Raw genomic sequence first — 20,791 nt, forward strand, 5'->3', positions numbered from 1 at the left:
GATTTATCGGTCGACGCAGGACCTGACGGCTCGGCTTCAGATTGGCTCTTGCCCCTCAGCGCGTCGATGTCGGGGGTTGAGTAGCAACGGAACAGAAAACCTACATAAGGCGCGGCTTCAGGCATCGTCGATGCCCGTGACGCTGGGATCACGGAGCGGCCGCAGCTCGCCGCGCGCGACCATGTCGGGGATGGTGAAGGCGTAGCGCCCGAGCATGTTGATGTGTTGGGAGCCGAGCGGCGAGAGGCGCGCGACGTCCTCGTCGAGGATCACATGACCTTCGGTGCGGAGCTGGTTGAGCGCGGCGTCGATGTAGATCGTGTTCCAGAGCACGACCAGATTGACGACGAGCCCAAGCGCGCCGAGTTGATCTTCTTGCCCTTCGCGGTAACGCTGACGAAGCTCACCGCGCTTGCCGTGGAATACGGTGCGGGCGAGCTGGTGACGGCTCTCGCCCCGGTTGAGCTGGACCAGGATGCGTCGCCGGTAGGTTTCGTCATCGATGAACCGCAGCATGTAGAGCGACTTGATGAGGCGGCCAAGTTCCTGGAGCGCGCGCGCTAGCTTGGTCGGGCGATCGTTGGTCTGAAGGACACGGGTGAGCCCAGTCGCGCGCACGACGCCGAGTTTCAGCGATCCGGCCAGGCGCAGCAGGTCATCCCAGTGCTCGACGATCAGCTTGGTGTTGATCCTGTTCGACGCGAGGTCGTCCAGCACACCGTAATCGGCCTTTCCATCGACACGCCAGAACCGCGCGCCGCCGATATCGGCGATGCGCGGCGAGAACTGGAGCCCGAGGAGGTAGAAAACGCCGAAAATTGTGTCGGTATAGCCGGCCGTATCGGTCATGATTTCGCTTGGCCGCAATTCGGTTTCCTGGTCGAGCACGACCGCCAGCAGATGGAGGCTGTCGCGCAACGTACCGGGGACCGTCACGGCATTCAGCCCGGAAAAACGGTCGGAAACCAGATTGTACCAGGTGACGCCGCGTTCGCGCCCGAAATAGCGCGGGTTCGGGCCGGCGTGGATCGTGCGGACCGGCACGGTGAATCGCAGCCCATCGGCCGAGGCGACCTCGCCGCCGCCCCAGGCACGGGTCAGTGGAATCCTGTTATGCGCGGCGACCAGTAGCGCGTTGGCCGCCGTCAGCGTTTCGGCCCGCATGAAGTTCTGCTTCACCCAGCTCAGCCGCGACCGGCGCAAGGCGGGGACCTCCGAGCGGACAAGCGGCTCGAACCCGGTATTGGTTGCCTCCGCGACAAGCACTGCACAGATCGTGGTCGCTATATCCTCAGCGCGCGCATTGCCCTCACTGGCATGAGTGAACGCTGCCCCGAACCCCGTTCGCGCGTGCATCTCCAGGATCAGCTCGGGGAGATCGAGCCGCGGCAGTCGCGCATCGATCGCATTATGCAGGTTGGTGAGGCTCAATGGCTCGTCGATCTTATCGAGCGGTGCGATTGATAGGTCGGCGGCGCTCGCGGTCTTCGTAATTGTCACGGCATCGTTGTCCGGCACGCGCGCGGCTGTTTCGCGGTAGGCAAGATCGAGCCGCGCCGAAAGTTTGGCGATTTCCTCGTCGCCAGCGACCGCCACGCCGACCGTGCGGCATACCGTCGGTCGCGCCGCCTCCCAGCCAGCTCCCGTCAGTAGGCCCTTGCGAGGATCGGCATAGCGAAGTGAGCGAACGGGAAAGACGTCGCGGCGACGGATGGCGCGGCGTAGTCGGTCGAGCGTACAAAGCCGGTATCCGATCAGATCGAATGCACCGTCCGCGGTCTTCAGCTGGCGGGCCCAGGCCTTGGGTACGAAAGATGTTGGTACCGGTCCACGGCGCTTTTCACCCTGGTGAACTCTCCGCAGGTGATCGACCGCGTCCAACAGCGGCTGCCCCGCTGGCGCCGCCGCAAGATCGAGCCCAGCAAGCATCTTCGGCAGATAGCGCATCGTGCCAGTCTGCTGGCGCAACTCGACGAAGTAGCTCTCGTCGGTCGGCCGGGCGAGCAGGTTCACCTGCGCGACGGCCTCGGTCAGCGCTGCCCGGTCGACGAGCGCGAACACGGCTGCGCGGACCTCGGTGTCGCCGATACTGTCATCGAGCAGCACCGCCCCGACATCGCGAAGCCGGAGCGATGCGGCGTCGAGATCGCGCAGTGAGCGCATCCGCGCCTCCTTGGCGTTGATGCGCGCATTGGAGAACATCTTGGTCGACACGGCGTCGAACAGGTCGATGACATCGTCGCTGGCCGACGCTTCAAGCGTCCGGATGAAGGCAACCAGGGTCGCCGCGCGGCGATCGTCCGGCAACCGGGCGACGGCCTGCGCTTTCGCGGCGCCGGCAAATCGCGCTAATGCGGCGGCCTTGCCGGGCGGTACGCGGTCGAGTTCGGGCAAGCCTGTGGTGAATGTACGGATTTCGGTCAGTCGGTCGATGGCCCGGCTGATCTCAGGGCCGCTTTGCAGATATGGCCCATCACGGAGTCGATCGAGCGGGCTTTGCCGTCCATCTTCGGCAACAGCGACGAGCGTATCGAGCCGGGTACGTTGCTCTGACGTCAGCTTGTCGACCAGGCGGCGATGGACGTGCGCGGCGACTCGCGTGCGGACCCGTGCGATATCGCGCTCGAGGACGGACAATCCCGGTAACATCACCTTGAACTCGAGCAGCCATGTCGCGGCTGCGTCGAACAGGGCCGACGGTCGATCGGTGCCCGTCCAGCACAGCGCATACAGGAAACGATGCAATCGGAACGCGACGCCGGGATCGGAGAAGACTCGGTAGCCATAATGAATGCGGATGCGCGGGCCGTGCCGCCATCGTCCCTTGGTCGCGCAATATCGCGCCATTAGTTCGGCCGATCCGTCGATCGCCAGTTGGTCGCCAGCAAATCGCGTGACGGACGCAGGTATTTGCGCCGGATCTTCGAGAAAAGTGCCGAGCAGCCTCAACGAGCCAAGCTGCACCGCGACACCGAGCCGGTTGTGGTCGCCGCGGTGTGCGCCGATGAACGCCCGGTCCGCATCGTCGAGATGAAAGTGCCGCGCCAGCTGTTCCGAGGTCGGATCGCCTACGAAGCGACCATATCGCAGTGCCTGGTCGTCCGAGAGAAAGCTGACTGGCACCGCTTCACGCTATGCCGCTGCCGCGGATCTGGTCCCGCGCTTGGCCAACAGTTCGCTGGCCCGCTCTCGCGGCTGTCCTTTGGCGTCGACATAGGCATAGAGTGTCGACACCGATACTCCGAGCTGGACAGCGACGTCGCGCGCGGCATTGTCGCGGTCTGCCATCAACGCCATTGCGGCCTTCAACTTCTGTTTCGTCATCACCCGTGGCCGCCCGCCCGCGCGGCCACGGGCCCTGGCCGCAGCCAGCCCTGCCATCGTGCGCTCGTGGATCAGGTCGCGCTCGAACTCGGCCAGGGTTGCGAAGATGCCGAACACTAACCGGCCCGTGACGGTCGTCGTATCGATATCGCCGGTCAGCACCTTCAGGCCGACGCCGCGCTTCTGCAGATCTCCGACCAGCCCGACGACGTGAGGCAGCGACCGTCCAATTCGGTCGAGCTTCCAGACAACAAGAGCGTCGCCATCACGCATGATATCGATTGCCTTGTCGAGCCCAGGCCGTTCGGTCGTACGGCCCGAGCAAACGTCGTCGAAGATCCGGTTGCATCCGGCACGATCGAGCGCATCACGTTGCAGATCGAGATTCTGCTCGCCCGTCGACACCCGCATGTACCCGATCAGCATCGACGCCCGCTCCCTCTTGCATCAATCTATCGAACGATGGGTTTACCGGCTATAGGTTTCTGGACGGGTAGATGTGAGATTGAAGGCCGTCCAGTGGGTCGATCGCGTTCGTCGGACCGCTTCGCATCAAACCGGGGTTTATTGGAAAAACCAGACGGCCGCTTCCGCCCCAATTGCGGACGTCGCGGAAAGCGATAGCTTCGAGCCCATGAGCGAGTATCGGGACAGCAGCACGCTAGGTGGAAAGATCGGCTGCGGTATGGCGGCCTTTGTCGGTGTTCCCCTCATCGGGGTCGTCTTCATCGTGAGTTCGCTCGGCGACTGTGCGCCAGATGCCGAATGCCACAGAGGCTTAGACTGGCCGCTGCTAGGTGGGGCAATCGCGATAGCCGCAGCGGTTGGTTTGGGTGTTCGGTCGCTAACAAATTGGATCAAGGGGCGTCGGAGGGACGGCAGCTAACCACCACTTCGCGCCCTTCCGGAATGGCCCGCGGCCTTGAGGCGTGCTGCCTTATGTAGGTTTTCTGTTCCGTTGCTACTCAACCCCCAGATACGCCTACCCCTGTTCCACAGGGCGTTTTCTGCGTGCAAACCCCGAAAGCGAATCTGACTGGTCGCGGCGATATATTCCACGTTTACGTTGACAAATTTCCCGCAGTCAGCAACTTTGCCTCATGCCAACAGCGAATGGTGGTGGGAGAGTCGAGCTTGGAAACGAACAATGCCTATCCGCCCGGCACGCGGCCGCAGGACTGGGTAACTGCGCAGACCCCGGTCGGTTTCGCGTTGCAAAGCGTGACCAAGAAGGCGGCAATCCAGCTCATGGGCTCGCGGCTATGGGGACGCTTCAATCCCAATCACTGGGACCCGGTCTACGCCGCCAAGACCGGCCTCGACGCGCCGATCCAGACCGGCGAAATGTCTTCGGCCTATATCGCCGAAATGTGCGTCAACCATTTCGGCAAGTGGTTCTTCACCGGCGCTCGGATCAGTTGCAAGTATATCGCCGCGACGCTCGCCAACGAGGTCATCTCGACCCATGGAGTGATTACCGCCAAGCGGGATGAGGGCGACAAGGTGCATTTCACGGTCGATTTGTGGGCGCAGAACGAACGCGGTGAGAAGAAGACCGCCGGCACGCTCGAAATCGCCATTCCAAGGGATCTTCGCACCGAGGAGGCCGCACGATGACGAAGGACGTTGCGACCGACTCGCTAAAGCCGATGAGCGAAATCCAGATTGCCCAGACCCGTGCCTTCATCGACGGACTGGAGCAGGGGGCGGTGCCCTACTGGGATGCGGTCGAGATTGGCGACGAACTGGCCCGCGAGCTGATGCTCTCTCCCGAACTGATCATACTTTACGCCGACGGCGTCGAGGACTTCAATCCGTGGTACGAAGGGTGGACGATGAACGGCTGGCGGGGACCAGGCTCCTCGCCCTTCGGCGGTGCGATCGTCCCGCCGCTGCTGGTGTCGCACTTCGTGCTGGCGGTGCAGTTCGACCATACCAAGCCGTTCGCGATCGGTTCCATCCACACGATGCACGAATCCGAGATTCTTGCGCCGATCCCGGTGGGCACAACGGTCGAGATTCGCACCCGCGCCACCGACAAGTTCGAGAAGCGCGGACGGCGCTACGTTAGGCATCAGGTCACGGTAACCGACATCGTCAACGGCACGCTCTACTTCCGCGAGCAGCGGGATATCATGTCGCTATGACCGGCAATTCCCCATCGACTGGACAGCCGGTGGTAGAGGGACTGTTCACGTTCGCGGACGGCAGGATCGCGCTGACGGGTTCGCTCTGTTCAGGCTGCGGGGCGCAATATTTCCCGCGCGTCGAGGGGTGCCGCGATCCGTCCTGTGCCAGCGGCGAACTCGCCGATTGCGAGCTGCCGCGCTCGGGCACCCTCTACAGCTATAGCTGGCAGGCCTATCGCCCGCCCGACCTGTATCCGGCTGACGACTGGCAGCCCTACGCGCTCGGCACGGTCGAGTTGAGCCCTGGCTTGCGGGTGCTTTCGCGGCTCGACGTTCCGCGCTCCGACCTCAGCATCGGCATGGTGCTGGAGCTTGGCGCAGATGTCCTTGCACGGACCGACGACGCACCCGTCATCGGATATGTTTTCCGCCAGGGGGCGGCAAACTGATGCGGTCGGTACATCTCCTCGGCGCGGGCGCCCATCCGTGGGGCAAGTTTCCCGGCAAGTCGCAGGTCGAACTGGCGCGCTTCGCCATCGCCGAAGCGCTCGGCGATGCCGGGCGTGAGTGGCGTGAGGTCGAGGCGATGGTCGCGGCAAGTTCGCGCTTCGAGGGCGGCATGGGCTGGGGGCTCCACGCCAATGAGATCGTTCAGAACTCCTCCGAACACGGTATGACCTGCATCAACGTCGGCGGGGCGTGCGCGGCAGGAGCGATCGCATTTACCACTGCCCATGCGCTTGTCGCCAGCGGCCAGTGCGACCTTGCGATCGCGGTCGGTGCGGAACGGATGCCGAAAGGGTTCATCGCGCGGCCGCCGGGCGGGGCGGACGATGCCGGGGATCACGACTTCGTTCGCTGGCGGGCGCTTGGCGCGACAAACCCTGTGTACTGGGCAATGGAGGCGCGGCGGAGACAACACGACCACGGCACCAGCGCGCGTACGTTCGCACAGGCATCGGTGCTGATGCACGACAACGCGATCGGCAATCGGCGGGCACGCTATCGCAAGGCTTGCACGGTGGAGGAGGTGCTCGCCTCGCCCGAGGTGGCAGACCCGCTGCACCTGCTCGAAATCTGCGCGGTCAGCGATGGCGCCGCTGCGGTCGTGCTGGGTTCGGAACGGTATGCGCGTGAATCGGGGGGCAGGGCGCTCCGCGTTGCGGGCTGCGCTGCTGCGACGGGCACTTTCGGAGATCCGGCAATGCGGATTCCCATGGTCTCGGGCAATCCACGCGAAGGCGGGACGCACACCAGCGAAGTGGTCAACGCTGTGAACCGCGCCATGGCGATGGCGGGGATCGGCCACGCTGACGTCGATCTGCTCGAGATTGCGGACAATTCGGTGTGGCAGATCCTTGCCTGGCCCGAACTGTTCGGGTTCGCGGAGCCTGGGCAGGCAGACTGGATGCTCGAGCACGGACGTCTCGGCATCGATGGCGACCTGCCGGTCAATCCGAGCGGCGGTTTTCTGTCATTTGGCGAGGCGACGACCGCGCAGGCGCTGCTACAGGTGTGCGAAGTCGCTTGGCAGCTACGCGGCGAGGCTGAAGGGCATCAGGTACCCGATGCGAAAGTCGGGATGACGGCGGTGCTCGGCCTAGGCGCCAACGGCGGTTCGGTGATCCTGCAACGTTAGTGCGTGGTCATGGAGCGGGAAGCACCGCAGCCCTAGCCTCGTTTTCAGTTAAGCGGCACCGGCCCACACCCCCACCCGGCCACCCAATGATAGTACCCTATGGGTGGCCGGGTGGGGGTGTGGGCCGGTGCCGATTCAGCGAAGCTTAAAACGAGTCTAGCGCAGTGTGAAGCCGCTATAGCCCTCGGCCGCGACATTCTCGATGATCCGGCGATAGTAGCGTACCCCGCCCGAATAGGGCATGAAGACCCGTGGCTTGCCGGGCATTTCCGCGCCGACGTAATACGACGGGGTCATCAGGTAGAGCGTTTCGGCGGCGCGCTCGTTGACGTGCTCGACCCAGGCGCGCTCGGCAGCCTCGTCTGCCTCGATCTCACCGATACCGTGTTCGCGCGCGTGAACCAACAGGTCGGCGAGCCAGTCGAGCTGTTCCTCGCTCGACAGCAGCACATTGCTCAGCAGCGAGGGGCTGCCTGGGCCGCCGACGATGAACATATTGGGAAAGCCGTTTACGGCGAGCCCGAGCTGCGTCACCGGTCCGGCCTCCCATTTCTCGGCGAGCGTGACATCGTGGCGGCCGATGATGGCCGGGGCCAGCAGTGAGCCGGTGAAGGTGTCGAACCCGGTTGCATATACCACCACGTCGAACGGAATTTCGGCGGCACTCGTCCGTATCCCCTCAGAATAGAACTCGACGATCGGGGTTTCAGCAAGGTCGACCAGCGCCACGTTGTCGCGATTGAAGGTCTCGTAGAACCCATCGTCGACCGAGGGGCGCCGGGTGCCGAACGGGAAGCCTTGCGGGGTCAGCTTTTCGCGTAGCACCGGATCGTGAACCTTCGCCGCAATCTTGCGCTGGATAAACTCGGACGCTGTGCGATTGGATTCGAGGTCGAGGAGAATGTCCTTATAGGTCAACGCAAAGCCGAATCCGAGCTTGTGCCAAGCTTTCTCGTACTCGCGCTCGCGCTCCTCGGGCGTGACATCCAGCGCCGATTTGCCGTTAGGAATGAAGCCAAGTCCGCTAGGCGAATTGCGCGCGTCCTTTCGCCGCTGGCGATAGTTGGCCTTGATCTCAGCGTCCTCCTCGTCGGTGACAGGGGCGTTGGCGGCCGGGATCGAGTAGTTCGCGGTGCGCTGGAACACCGACAGGTGCTCGGCTTGCTCGGCCACGATCGGGGTCATCTGCACACCCGACGACCCGGTGCCGATAATAGCGACCCGCTTGCCCGACAGATCCACACCATCGCGCGGCCAAGTCGCGCTGTAGAGCACGCGGCCGCGGTAATTCTCCTGCCCGGGATAGATGGTGTTCTTGGGGCGCGACAGTTGCCCCATCGCCAGGATCAGGTAACGCGCGCGGTACTCGCGCTCGCTGCCGGTCGAAACGATCCACACCTGCGTCTTCTCGCAATAGCGCGCGCTTTCGAGGCGGGTCGAGAGATCGATCGAGTTGCGCAGGTCGAACCGGTCCGCCACGTGATTGATATACGCGAGGATTTCCGGCTGACGGGCGTAGCGTTCGGACCAGCGCCAGTCCTGCTCGAGTTCCTCGGAGAAACGATAGGAGTAGTCGAAACTTTCCACGTCGCAGCGGGCGCCGGGATATCGGTTGAAGTTCCACACCCCGCCGATCTCGTCCGACGCCTCTATCACCCGCGTGCGGAAGCCCTTTTCGCGCAGCCCCCACAGCGCCCGCAAGCCTGCGAATCCGGCGCCGACCACGAGCGCATCCAGTGCAATTTCAGCGTCACCCTCTGCCATACCCCCGTTGTCCACGAACGGTCGGTTTTGTCAACATAGGTGTTGACATTTTTTGCCCTCTCGATGATCGATTGAGCGATGCTGTTTGAAAAGCGGGGTCACGGGCCGCGTATTACGCTGTATGGATGGGCCAAAATCGCCGTTTGTGTCGCTGCTTCGGAAAATGCTCGGTGCAGTTAATTCAACGGCTGCATTGACTGCTTGCCGGGTTCGAGCTTGCAGGCGCAGGCTGATCGTGAAGATGTCCAAGGGAGGGAACCGTGCCGACTGGGCGTAAGCCGATTGCAGATCGCCGGGAGGACCTGGTCGCGCGGGGACCGCGCTGGCACCCTCGCACGATCCACGAGGTGCTCGATGACGCGGCGCTCGCCTTTCCCGACCGGCCCCTGGTCCTGGCTGACGATCGCGTCCGCACCTATGCCGACGTGGTCCGCCATTCGCTCCGGATCGCCGCCGGGCTGATAGCAATGGGGGTGCGACCGGGTGAAAAGGTTGCGCTGGTGATGGGCAACTTTCCCGATTACGTCGCGCTGAAATACGCCATTTCCCGGATCGGCGCGGTCGCGGTGCCGGTCAACGTACTGCTCAAGGCGGACGAACTGGCGTATGTCCTGCGCCAGTCCGACAGCGTGGCATTGATCACGATGGACAGTTTTCGCGGGGTAGATCATCTGGCGATCCTGGACGCGGCTTGTCCGGGTTGGGCCGATGATGGCGGGTCGGCGCTCCCTGCCTTGCGACACGTGGTAGTGTTCGAGACGGGGGAAAAAGAACCCCGGAAAGGGTGCCGCACCTTCCGCAGTCTGGATGCTGCACCGGTGGCAATGCCCCCGGTCGCCGCCGATGCGATCTGCGACATACTGTTCACCTCGGGCACCACTGGCCCGCCCAAGGGTGTCCAGCTCACCCACGATATGCTTATGCGCACCGCCTACGGCAGCGCCTATGCCCGTGCGTTCGAGGATGGGCGGAGAATCATCTTCTCGCTGCCGTTGTATCATGTGTTCGGTTACGTCGAGGGAATGCTGGCTGTGCCGTTCGTCGGCGGAGCGATCATCCCCCGACTGAAGTTCGATCCGATCGACACTCTACAAGGGATCGAGCGGCACCGGGCGTCGGATGCGCTCCTCATACCGGCCATGTCACTGGCGCTCATTGAAACTGTGGAGCCCGAACAATTCGATCTTTCGTCACTTCATTATGCACTCGCATCGGGTGGCAAAGCGCCACCGAGGCTGTGGTCGTTGCTGCGCGAACGGCTCGGTGTGACGGAAATCACCACTGGTTATGGCATGACCGAGACTACCGCCTCGACAACGGTTACGCAGCCGGATGACCCTGACCAGCGCCTGCTCACAACCAACGGCAGATTGCGCGAGGTCGGCCCCGCGGCCGATCCGGCGCTCGACGGAATTCTGGTCGATTACAGGGTGGTGGACTTGGTCAGTGGTGCTGAATTGCCGCCGGGCGAAATGGGCGAGCTTCAGGCCCGCGGGATCGGTGTTACCAAGGGATACTACAGGAAACCGTTGGAGACTGCCCAGGCATTCACCTCCGATGGTTGGCTGCGGACGGGCGATCTCGGCTCGATCGACGCGGATCGTTACATCACGCTTCTCGGGCGGACCAAGGAATCGTACCGCTGCGGCGGCGAACAGGTTCTGCCGAGCGAGGTCGAGGATGTAATTGCCGAATTCGCCGGCGTCCACATGGTCCACGTTGCGCCGCTGCCCGACGAGAGGATGGGCGAGGTGGGTGTCGCGTTCGTTGTTCGTGCAGCCGGTTCGGCACTATCGGAGGATGCGATCATCGAGCAGGCCCGGGCAAGGCTCGCCCGGTTCAAGGTCCCGCGTCATGTGATTTTCATCACGGAAAGCGAAATTCCGGCGACCGCATCAGGGCGTGCGAAGAAATTCGAGTTGACCGGGATGGCGCAGGAAAGGCTCGGCCCGCGATGACCCGCCCGGTGGCCATCGTGACGGGCGCGGCGCGCGGTATCGGGGCGGCGATTGTGCTGCGTCTCGCTCAGGATGGACACGACGTGGCGCTGGTCGACCTGTCGCGCGACGCTTGCGACGACGCAGTTGCCGCCGCGCGTGATTGCGGTGTGCAGGCGCGGGCTTTCGCCGCAGACGTTTCGAGCGAGACGGACGTTCGGCGCATGGTGGCGGAAGTCGAGGGGGAGCTTGGAGCTCCTTTCGTGCTGGTCAACAATGCCGGCATCCTGCGCGATCGTACCATCGCCAATCTCAGCGTGGCGGACTGGTCGGCGGTGATCGACGTCAACCTGAAGGCCGCCTTCCTTACTTGCCGCGAGATCTTTCCGATCATGCGCCGCGAAGGCGGCGGTCGGATCGTCAACCTTTCGAGCACTGCCGCGCTGGGCACTTATGGCGAAGCAAACTACTCCGCCGCGAAGGCCGGGGTGATCGGCCTCACGCGTACGCTGGCGATTGAGGGCGGGCGCCACGGGATAACCGCCAATGCAGTGGCTCCCGGCTTCGTCGTGACCGACATGACCCGCGAGGTCGCACAGCGTAGCGGAGTGAAATTCGATGAGATGGTGGCCCAGATGACGCGCGAAACGGTGGTCGGGCGGGTCGGCGAGCCGGCCGATATCGCCCACGCAGTCGCGTTCTTCGCCGATCTGCGATCGTCCTATGTGACAGGCCAGACGATGTACGTGGCGGGCGCTCCACGGGGATGAACCCACCTGCCGACTTGCCACGCGCACCCGGAATCGGGAAAGGTCGCGATGCCTGCCCGTCGGACGAACCGGAACATCGCGACATGACCAAGACTTCATCCGTACTCGGACGCCGCAGGTCGGCAGCCAACAAAGGCTCGCGCGCCTCCTACAAGGCTCGCCGCGAGGAAATTCGCGATGCAGCGATAAACGTGTTCAACCGGCAGGGTTTCGCCAACGCGAGCTTGAGCAAAGTCGCCAAGGAACTCGAGCTCGACCGCGCCACTTTGTATTACTACTTCTCGTCGAAAGAGGATCTGTTCGACGAGATTGTCGGCGCAGTCCTTGAACGCAACCATGCACTGGCCCGGCGCATTGCGGAGAGCAAGATCAGCCCGCGTCGCAAGTTGCGCGATCTCGTTACCGCGATGATGGTGTCCTACGGCGAAAACTATCCGCTGCTTTACATCTACGTCCGCGAAGATCTGCGACAGGTCAGCGACGCGCGCAGCGAATGGTCCAAACGTATGCGCGGGTTCAACCGTGGTATCGAACAAGCGTTCGTCGAGATCATTGCCGAGGGTCAGCGAGACCAGACTTTCCGTAAAGTGGGGTCGCCCGAGACTGTGGCGCGCGCGCTGCTCGGAATGCTGAACTGGACTCATCGCTGGTATCGGCCTGATGGTAGCGAGAGCCCGGATGAAATCGGCAAGACGATGGCCGAAGTCGCCCTGAGCGGGCTCGAATCCCCCTACTGATGGTGTGAGTGCTGGAATCGAAGCCGGGCCCCCGGTCGAACAAGCACGCATAAATTTTCCACGTCCATGTTGACAAAAATTCCACGACAGTGTTGATGTCGCATCAGCCCGCGGCATCCGTAGGGCAGTTGGGAGACGCGCGATGCTTGATCGTTCCATCCGTAGCCGCCGAGCCGCGGCTTACCTGCTTGCCGCCAGTGCGCTGGCCACGAGTGTTTCGGCGGTTGCCCAGGATAGCCGTTCCGGTGGCGGGGCTGCTGGCGCAGAGGAGCCGGCAACGGTAATTGTCGTCACGGCGCGCGGGCGCGAGGAAACGCTCAACGACGTGCCGGTCGTCGTCTCGGTGATCGGCGAGGCAGATATTGCCCGTTCCAACGCGACCGATCTGGTCAAGATTGCCGAACTTACCCCAACAGTTATCGTCGGAGCTTACAAATCCAACGGCGGCGGCACGATCGCCATCCGCGGGATCAGTTCACCGGCGAACCAGGCCGGATTTGAGCAGGCTGTGTCGGTCGCGATCGACGGGGTTCAGACCAGCGATGGACGCGTCGCCCAGCTCGGGTTCTTCGATGTCAGCCAGGTGGAAATCCTCAAGGGCCCGCAGGCGCTGTTCTTCGGCAAGAACAGCCCCGCCGGCGTGATTGCGATCAGGACCAAGGATCCGACCGACTCGCTCGAAGTGAGCGGGCGCGTGGGGTACGAGTTCGTCGGCGACGAAGTGGTCGCCGACGCGGCCGTGTCCGGGCCGCTGTCCGACACCTTCGGCGCGCGCATCGCCGTGCGCTACCGCAACCTCGACGGCTGGCTGCGCAATACCGCACAACCAATCGCCAACCCGTTCTACAGTGCGGCCACAGGCGCTCCTGCTGGCGCGGCACAGCTTCCCGGCACATCCGATCCGCGCCCAGGAGATGAGGAGTTTCTCGGCCGCCTGACGCTCAAGGGAGAATTGGGGGATCGGATCACCGCGCGTCTCAAGGTATTCGGCGCGACGGGTAACGATTCCGGCCCTGGCGTTGCCACCCAGAACATCGGCCCCTGCACCGGCCCGAATCCGCGCGTCATCGGCATCGCCGACCCGTTCGCCGAATGCATTGCCGATAACCGCACCACCAACGGCGACCTGCCGACGGCGATTTCGAGCACGATGGCGGGCGATCGCGAGAATGGCCGTGCCTATGGTCGACTCCGGGCCTTCGTGGTTTCGGCCGAGTTGGGTTTTGACCTGGCAGACGGACTGACGCTGGTTTCGACCAGTGGCTACAACAAAGTGACCTACGAATTTCTTTCGGGCCTGGATCAGACGACTTACTCGCAGCTCGCCTTTTACAACAAGCAGCGCAATCGCACCTGGAGCCAGGAGCTGCGACTTGTGTCAGATTTCGACAGTCCGTTCAATTTCATGATCGGCGGTTTCTATCAGGATAACTCGCTGTTTGACACCAATGACGTCAAAGTGAGGGATTCGTTCTACCAAGCGTCGAGCGGTCGTTTTGCTCTATACGAGGATCTCAACGTGCAGGACGGCACGACGCTGTCGTTCTTTGGTCAAGCAATATTCGACATCTCGCCGACGGTCGAATTGGCGGGCGGCGCGCGCTACACCCGCGAGCGCAAGGACTATTCCAAGCGGAACCTATACGGCATCTTCGGCTTCAACACAGCTACGACGATGTTCCCCGGCTCGGACGAGGTCGGCGTGCTGAAAGGCGAGTTCGAGGACAGCAACATCTCGCCCGAAGCGACCCTGACCTGGCGCCCGCATGGCGATGCGACGATTTTCCTGGCTTACAAGACCGGTTTCAAGTCGGGCGGATTCGGGCTGACCAACCCGCTCCAGACCACGACGCGGATTTCCGACGTTGACTATGAGTCGGAAAAGGCGCGGGGTTTCGAACTGGGTGCCAAAGGTTCATTCCTCGATCGCCGACTGTCGCTTTCGGCGGCGGTGTTCGCTTATGAATTCAAGGATCTTCAGGTAAACACCTTCGACCCGGCGCGAATTGCGTTTACCATCAACAATGCCGGTAAGGTGAAGCAGCGCGGTTTCGAGGTCGAGGGCGATTTCAAGGCCAGCGACGTGTTGCGGCTCCATGCAGCAGTCGCTTACACGCGGAACCGCTTCGAGGACTTCATCGGGCAGTGTTACGCCTTCACTTTCCCGACCGGCACGACGCGAGCGACCGCCGTGCCACCGCCCAACTGTTCGTTCGTCAATGCGACTGCGCTGACGCTGCAACAGGACTACGGCGGACGAGCGCCGGCGCGTTCACCCAGCTGGGCGGGAAATGCAGGATTCGAATTCGACATCCCGGTCGGCGAATTCCGCCTCGGAGTGACCGGTGATGCTTTCTACAGTGGCAGCTACTTCGCCTCCGACACACTTGCCCCGCCAAGCCTTCAGGAGGATTTCTGGCGCTTCAATGCCAGCGTTTCGTTCGGGCCGGATGATGACCGCTGGAGGGCCTCTCTGGTCGGCCGCAACCTTAGCGATGAGAACTTCCTGCTCTACGCTGCGGACCGGACGGGCGGTGCCAGCGTGCCAGGCCAGATCGGAGAGCAGCGCGCGGTCGTGAGTCGGGGGCGCGAGGTCATGCTGCAACTCGCGTTCAAGTTCTGACCGTGACGCGATGACCGACGAAAGTCGCGCGCTGGTAGATCCCGAAGTGGCAGTGTTGATCGATACACTGCCACTGATCGACCTCAGCGACGCGGCCCTTGCCACCGCGAGAGAGCGTGGGAGAGTCGATCCTCGCCTGTTCGACACCCAGCTCGAGCCAAGGGCGGTCGAGGTAGAGCGGCACGATGGCCCGCCGGTGGGCGCGCTGCTGTTCGATCCTCCGCGCAGCGCCCGCGCCCGCGGCGCCATCCTGCACCTGCACGGTGGTGGCATGGTCATGGGGTCGCCCGATATGGCGCGGATTTTCATGCCCGAGATCGCCTTGCGCCACGAGTTGGTGGTGATGTCCGTCGATTATCGCCTTGCGCCCGAAACGGTGTTTCCGGGGCAACTCGACGATGCCGAGGCGGCACTGCACTGGCTGATCGCCCAAGCGAGCGATCTCGCCGTAGACCCTGCTCGGATTCTGCTCATGGGCGAGAGCGCCGGTGGCGGCCTGGCGGCGGCGCTGGCGCTGCGCCTGCGCGACCGTGGCGGACCCGGGCTGGCTGGGCAGATACTGACTTACCCGATGCTCGATCACCGAACCGGTGGGGCGAACGACCCGCACGATCACGGACCAGCCGGGCAGTTCATCTGGACCGCCATGCGCAATCGATATGGCTGGGACGCACTCCGGGGCGGACAATCGATCGATCGCGCCCAGGTCGGCTGGTTCTCGCCCGCCACGGCGAAGTCGCTCGCCGGGCTCCCACCGACTTTCCTCGCAACCGGCAGCCTCGATCTGTTTCTGGCCGAGAACCTCGAGTTCGCCCGCCGGCTGTGTGCGGCGGGCAATGCGACCGAGTTCCACACCTACAGTGGCGCGATCCACGGCTTCGATCTGTTGCGCCGCAGCCGCCTCGCGCGGCAATATCGCCGCGATCTGGGCGCATGGCTCGATGCCCTGTTAGCTATTGGTATCGCCGAACCGAAACGGACCACCGCATGACTCCCGAAAGATCCTTGGGCGACACACCGATGGGCGCGCGTCGCTGGGTGGCGATCGCACTGGCGGTGTTCCTCAACGGGCTCGACGGCTATGATGCGGCGTCGATCAGCTTCGCCGCACCGGGTATCGCCGCGGATTGGGGACTCGGACCCGCCGTGCTGGGCTGGGTGCTGTCGATGGAACTGATCGGCATGGCTGCCGGTTCGCTCGCGTTCGGGATGGCGGCGGACAAGTACGGGCGCAGGCCCTGCATCCTGGCGTGCCTGGTGCTGATGGCCGGGGGAATGTTTGGCGCGACCTATGCGGAGAACGTGGAACAGCTTTCCGCCTATCGCATCGTCACGGGTCTCGGGATCGGCGGTATGCTCGCCTCGCTGACGGCGGTGGTGGCGGAATATTCCAACGACCGCTGGCGGCCCGTGGTGATCTCGACGATGATCGTCGGTTACCCGATCGGCACGGTGCTGGGCGGACTGGTTGCGCGTCAGCTGGTTGCCGCGGGCGACTGGCGCGATGTGTTCCTGTTCGGGTTTGCCGTGACTGTCGCTGCATTGCCGCTGGCGTTCGCGCTGCTACCTGAATCGCCCGTCTGGCTGGCGCGGTCGCGGAACCATTTGACGCAGGCCAACGCGGTTCTGCAGCGGTTTCGCCTGCCGCCGGCAAGTGCGCGCGAGCCGACGAATGATTTCGGACGATCGGGCTCGCTGCTCGAACTGTTCCGCCACGGGCTGGCGCGCACCACCGTACTGCTTACACTCGCCTATGTCGGGCATATGTCTTGCTACTATTTCATTTTCAAATGGTTGCCCAAGCTGGTCGTCGACCTTGGGCACCCGGCGCAGGCCGGAGCCGATATGCTGATCGTCGCGATGCTGGCGGGCGCAGCCGCGGGCCCGGTGTTCGGGCTGCTCGCCGGTCGCATCACCCTGCCGCGCGCGTCGATCCTGGTGCTGCTCGGCGCGGCGCTGGCGGTAAATCTGTTTGCGCGGGTGGGAGCGGACCTGATGCTGTTGACTATCGCGGCTGCGCTGGTGGGCATATTCTTCAACTCCGGCGGGGTCGCATTCTACGCGCTCCTCGCCAATGCCTTCCCAGCCGAACTGCGCGGCCGCGGCATCGGGTTCGGTGTGGGTGTGGGCCGCGCCGGCGCGGCGCTGGGCCCGGCGATGGCGGGCGCGATGCTCGCGGCGGATTTCGGCCTTCCCTCCACGGCCCTGGTCATGGGGATGGGGCCGCTGCTCGGCGCGGTGATAATCTTGGTGTTGTTTCGACCAACCCGCGATAGATGAAAATCGAATCCGCATGGCTTAACACATCAAGGGTTGAGCCATAGGCCGGTGCCCAGTCGCTTGCTGATCGGATAGCCTACGCCGCGCTGGCACCTGCGGAATTGCCGAATGCTCTGAGCGCCGAGTTCGCGACTGGCGATGCGAACATCCGGCAATTGCGTACATTTACCGAAGACTTTGCCATTCCTCCTAGTGATCTGCCCCCTTCTGAGTGGTCCAAAATTGATGATATTTTGGATGACGAAGGAGATTATGAATGCCGAGCAAGAAGCATCGCGCGGAAGAGATTATCGGCAAGCTGCGTGAAGCGGAGGTTGTGCTGGCGCAGGGGGCGACGACTGCGGAGGCGTGCCGTCGGATCGCGATCAGCGAGCAGACCTACTATCGTTGGCGCAAGGAGTATGGCGGCCTGAAGACCGACCAGGCGCGGCGGATGAAAGATCTGGAGAAAGAGAATGCGCGGCTTCGTCGTGCGATATCGGACCTGACGCTGGACAAGCTGATCCTGCAGGAGGCCGCCCGGGGAAACTTCTAAGCCCCGCGCGCCGAAGGCGCTGTATCGACCACATCAGAAGGATGATGCCGGTGTCCGAGCGGCGACTATGCCGCGTGCTCGGGCAACACCGGTCGACACAGCGCAAGGCGCCACGCGGGGCGGATGACGAAGCAGCTCTGACCGAGGACATCATCGCGCTGGCCCGGCAATATGGTCGTTATGGCTATCGCCGGGTGACGGCGTTGCTGCGCGATGCGGGCTGGCATGTGAACCGCAAGCGGGTCGAGCGCATCTGGCGCCGCGAGGGACTGAAGGTGCCGCAGCGGCAGCCGAAGCGCGGGCGGCTCTGGCTGAACGATGGATCGTGTATCCGGCTCCGGCCGGAATATCCCGGCCATGTCTGGTCATACGACTTCGTCGAGGGCCGCACCCATGACGGTCGCAAATACCGGATCCTGTCGATCATCGACGAGGCGAGCCGGGAGTGCCTGGCGTTGCCGGTAGCGCGCAAGCTCAGGAGCGATGACGTGCTCGCAGCGCTGGCCGAACTGTTCGTCACGCGCGGCCCGCCGGCGCATATAAGGTCGGACAATGGCCCGGAGTTTATCGCGACGGCGGTGCAGCAATGGCTCGCCCAGATCGGCGTGAAGACGCTCTATATCACGCCCGGATCACCGTGGGAGAATGGCTATTGCGAAAGCTTCAACGGATCGCTGCGCGATGAATTGCTCAACGGCGAGATCTTCTACTCGCTCGCTGAGGCCCAGATCCTGATCGAAGCCTGGCGGCGACATTACAACACCATCCGGCCGCACAGCTCGCTCGGATATCGACCACCGGCGCCGGAGGCCGTTCCATCGCCAGTGTCGCCCTCCGGTTCCGCTTCGCTCCACCTACGGCCAACACTGGCGATGGAGGCGTCAATGCACTAACAATCCGCCCGGACCACTCGGTGGGGGCCGGTCAATTCAGCGTTGCGGTCGTTCCGCACGCGGCCTTGCAGCAATCATCAGCCATTATCTTACCTTCTCGACAATCTGCGAGTCGGCACTCTATCTACACCCTGTAGCAACTACAGGGTCAACCCCGAAGGAGTGGCAATGAAAATTGGCGAACTGGCAAGCGCCACGGCGACCAAGGTCGAGACGGTGCGCTATTATGAAAAGATCGGGCTGTTGTTGCCGCCTGCGCGGACCAGCGCCAACTATCGTGCTTACGGCCATGATCATCTGGCGCGTCTGTCGTTCATCCGCCGCGCCCGCAATCTCGGTTTCACGCTCGAAGCGGTTCGCGAACTGCTCACGCTGTCGGATGACAAGTCCCAATCCTGCGATGCAATCGACGAAATCGCGCGCGTCCACCTCACCGAAATCGACCGCAAGATCGCCGATCTGAGCGCGTTGCGCGGCGAGCTCGACCGGGTGGTCGGTTCCTGCCGCCACGGGACAGTCGCCGACTGCAAAATCATCGAGACCCTGGCCCCGTGCTCGTTAGCATAAGCGAACCGCGCGCAGCGAAGAGATCACAAAAAAGCGGGCGCCCGGTCAGTGACCAGACGCCCGCACTTATGTCTTGGCTAGTCCCTTACGGGCAGCAGTCCATTGCAGCCTCGCAGCATGCGAGCACGAGGTCGCAGCAGGACATGGCCAGCGATGCGACCTGATCCGGCGCGGCGGCAAAAGCGGCCGAGCTGGAACCGAGCAGCACTGCTGCCGTGATGATGTACTTCTTCATGATGTTATCTCCGTTGAAATTTAATTGCGTGGATCAGCGGAGCATTCGGGGAGGCGGTGGCTCCGGCCCTCCAATAGGTAGAGGCGGAAACTTTCCAAGAAGCGCAAGAAACGTGAGTGGCGATAAATCACGGGGCTCGAGCGACGAAATGCGCTCTGCCGGAAGCATCTGGCACATGGCCAAGCAATAGCTCTGACACTGCCCGCGCTCATCATCCATGCAATCGCCGCATTCGCCTGCATCTGCGGCCATCTCTGCCATGGGTGCGCAACCGTTCGCTGCATAGGTTGCCTCTACGGGGAGCATTGCGACCAAAAAGGCCGCAAGATATAGAAAGAGGCGCTGTGTCACTGGGTGGACCATACTGCTGTATCCGCCGTGATCAAAGATATAGTTACACAGCTATCCGGTAAGCTCCTCGTCGCTTCGAGCAGTGCAAATTGTCTTCGCAAAACCATCAGCTCCCCGGTGATCCGGGTCAAAGACGAGATTGGCGTCACTGACAATTCTCGCCTCAACCGCCCCTTCATTGACCTCAACACTAAACGAGATGCGGAAGGCAGGAGAGCGGAGGTATGTAAGTCGCCCGTAATCCGATTGGATGAATGGACCGCATTTGCTCACGGCAAATATGGTGAAGCGTCCCGGGTTTCCCGGAGGCGGTTTCATTTGGGTCATGCAACCATATTGAGGTTGTCGGTGGCTGCATAGTAATTGGCTTCGGCCTCGGCGGGCGGGATGTGTCCGATTGGGCCAAACAGGCGGTGATGGTTGAACCAATCTACCCAGCGCAGGGTTGCCATTTCCACCGCTGAAGCGTTTGGCCATGATCGTTGCCGCCAGATGACTTCGGCCTTGTAGAGGCCGTTGATGGTCTCGGCGAGGGCGTTGTCATACGAGTCACCGACACTGCCCACAGAGGGCACCAGCTCGGCTTCGGACAGCCGCTGGGTGTAGCTCATGGCCAGATATTGCACACCCCTGTCGCTATGGTGGATCAGGCCATCCTCGGCATTTGGCCTGCGCGCATGGATTGCCTGCTCCAGGGCATCCAGCACGAACCCTGCTGTGGCGCTGGTGCTGACCTTCCAGCCTACGATCCGCCGGGCGAAGGCGTCGATCACGAAGGCCACGTAGACAAAGCCGGTCCAGGTATGAACATAGGTGAAGTCGACGACCCACAGCGCGTTGGGCCGCTTGACCTTGAACGCACGGTTGACCCTGTCCAGCGGGCACGGTGTCTTCGGATTACTGACGGTGGTAACGCAGGCTTTACCGCGCCTTATCCCTGCCAAGCCCATCGCGCGCATCAGCCGCTCCACGGTGCACTTGGCGACGTCGATCCCATCGCGGCGCTG

The 20,791-nt window shown here is 63.0% G+C and carries 16 protein-coding genes and 1 pseudogene; 12 read left to right on the forward strand and 5 right to left on the reverse strand.

Annotated elements, in window-relative coordinates:
* Positions 1–117: 117 nt before the first annotated feature.
* Positions 118–3,123, reverse strand: coding sequence for a Tn3 family transposase (locus SPYCA_RS18705; protein WP_015449303.1), 3,006 nt, complete (start codon positions 3,121–3,123; stop codon positions 118–120).
* A gap of 9 nt (positions 3,124–3,132) precedes the next feature.
* Entirely contained in the window at positions 3,133–3,750 is a 618-nt protein-coding gene (locus SPYCA_RS18710; protein ID WP_015449304.1) for a recombinase family protein, read from the reverse strand.
* 585 nt (positions 3,751–4,335) lie between these two features.
* Here SPYCA_RS18710 and SPYCA_RS18720 point away from each other — a divergent pair.
* The 4 genes from SPYCA_RS18720 to SPYCA_RS18735 are packed head-to-tail and all read left to right on the forward strand — an operon-like array spanning position 4,336 to position 7,092.
* Positions 4,336–4,941, forward strand: coding sequence for a MaoC family dehydratase (locus SPYCA_RS18720; protein WP_232003704.1), 606 nt, complete (start codon positions 4,336–4,338; stop codon positions 4,939–4,941).
* Positions 4,938–5,471, forward strand: a complete 534-nt coding sequence (locus SPYCA_RS18725) for a MaoC family dehydratase (protein WP_120222548.1) — start codon at positions 4,938–4,940, stop codon at positions 5,469–5,471. The genes SPYCA_RS18720 and SPYCA_RS18725 overlap by 4 nt, the downstream gene beginning before the upstream one ends.
* On the forward strand, positions 5,468–5,902 hold the full coding sequence (locus SPYCA_RS18730; protein ID WP_120222549.1) for a Zn-ribbon domain-containing OB-fold protein: 435 nt from the start codon (positions 5,468–5,470) through the stop codon (positions 5,900–5,902). Before SPYCA_RS18725 ends, SPYCA_RS18730 begins: the two co-directional genes overlap by 4 nt.
* The gene (locus tag SPYCA_RS18735; protein ID WP_120222550.1) at positions 5,902–7,092 is read left to right on the forward strand and encodes a lipid-transfer protein; all 1,191 of its coding nucleotides are present in this window, start codon (positions 5,902–5,904) and stop codon (positions 7,090–7,092) included. The genes SPYCA_RS18730 and SPYCA_RS18735 overlap by 1 nt, the downstream gene beginning before the upstream one ends.
* A gap of 156 nt (positions 7,093–7,248) precedes the next feature.
* On the opposite strand, the gene SPYCA_RS18740 is transcribed toward SPYCA_RS18735, so the two are convergent.
* The gene (locus tag SPYCA_RS18740) at positions 7,249–8,856 is read right to left on the reverse strand and encodes a flavin-containing monooxygenase (RefSeq protein WP_120222551.1); all 1,608 of its coding nucleotides are present in this window, start codon (positions 8,854–8,856) and stop codon (positions 7,249–7,251) included.
* A gap of 260 nt (positions 8,857–9,116) precedes the next feature.
* On the opposite strand from SPYCA_RS18740, the gene SPYCA_RS18745 reads away from it, so the two are divergent.
* The 8 genes from SPYCA_RS18745 (at position 9,117) to SPYCA_RS18780 (ending at position 19,198) form a co-directional block, all read left to right on the forward strand.
* On the forward strand, positions 9,117–10,814 hold the full coding sequence (locus SPYCA_RS18745; RefSeq protein ID WP_120222552.1) for an AMP-binding protein: 1,698 nt from the start codon (positions 9,117–9,119) through the stop codon (positions 10,812–10,814).
* Positions 10,811–11,563, forward strand: coding sequence for an SDR family oxidoreductase (locus SPYCA_RS18750; RefSeq protein WP_120222553.1), 753 nt, complete (start codon positions 10,811–10,813; stop codon positions 11,561–11,563). The genes SPYCA_RS18745 and SPYCA_RS18750 overlap by 4 nt, the downstream gene beginning before the upstream one ends.
* Before the next feature lie 83 nt (positions 11,564–11,646).
* Entirely contained in the window at positions 11,647–12,300 is a 654-nt protein-coding gene (locus SPYCA_RS18755; RefSeq protein ID WP_120222554.1) for a TetR/AcrR family transcriptional regulator, read from the forward strand.
* Positions 12,301–12,442: 142 nt separating this feature from the next.
* The gene (locus SPYCA_RS18760) at positions 12,443–14,923 is read left to right on the forward strand and encodes a TonB-dependent receptor (protein WP_120222555.1); all 2,481 of its coding nucleotides are present in this window, start codon (positions 12,443–12,445) and stop codon (positions 14,921–14,923) included.
* Positions 14,924–14,933: 10 nt separating this feature from the next.
* Positions 14,934–15,914 carry an alpha/beta hydrolase gene (locus tag SPYCA_RS18765; protein WP_120222556.1) on the forward strand — a complete coding sequence of 327 codons (981 nt, stop codon included), beginning with the start codon at positions 14,934–14,936 and terminating at the stop codon, positions 15,912–15,914.
* Between the two features lie 14 nt (positions 15,915–15,928).
* On the forward strand, positions 15,929–17,203 hold the full coding sequence (locus SPYCA_RS18770) for an MFS transporter (protein ID WP_172595175.1): 1,275 nt from the start codon (positions 15,929–15,931) through the stop codon (positions 17,201–17,203).
* 256 nt (positions 17,204–17,459) lie between these two features.
* Positions 17,460–18,631 (forward strand): IS3 family transposase gene (locus SPYCA_RS18775; protein WP_120222558.1). Its coding sequence is split into 2 segments (ribosomal slippage): positions 17,460–17,724 and positions 17,724–18,631, totalling 1,173 coding nucleotides; the frame shifts between segments, so codons are not numbered across the junction.
* A 168-nt stretch (positions 18,632–18,799) separates the two neighbouring features.
* The gene (locus tag SPYCA_RS18780; protein WP_120222559.1) at positions 18,800–19,198 is read left to right on the forward strand and encodes a MerR family transcriptional regulator; all 399 of its coding nucleotides are present in this window, start codon (positions 18,800–18,802) and stop codon (positions 19,196–19,198) included.
* A gap of 85 nt (positions 19,199–19,283) precedes the next feature.
* Here SPYCA_RS18780 and SPYCA_RS19370 read toward each other — a convergent pair whose 3' ends face one another.
* Positions 19,284–19,433 (reverse strand): hypothetical protein, encoded by a 150-nt coding sequence (locus SPYCA_RS19370; RefSeq protein WP_155644913.1) that lies wholly within the window; start codon positions 19,431–19,433, stop codon positions 19,284–19,286.
* A gap of 674 nt (positions 19,434–20,107) precedes the next feature.
* Positions 20,108–20,788 (reverse strand): annotated as a pseudogene (locus SPYCA_RS18785) (IS3 family transposase); the annotation flags it as partial.
* Positions 20,789–20,791: the final 3 nt, after the last annotated feature.

The organism is Sphingopyxis sp. FD7 (assembly GCF_003609835.1).
Lineage (GTDB): Bacteria > Pseudomonadota > Alphaproteobacteria > Sphingomonadales > Sphingomonadaceae > Sphingopyxis.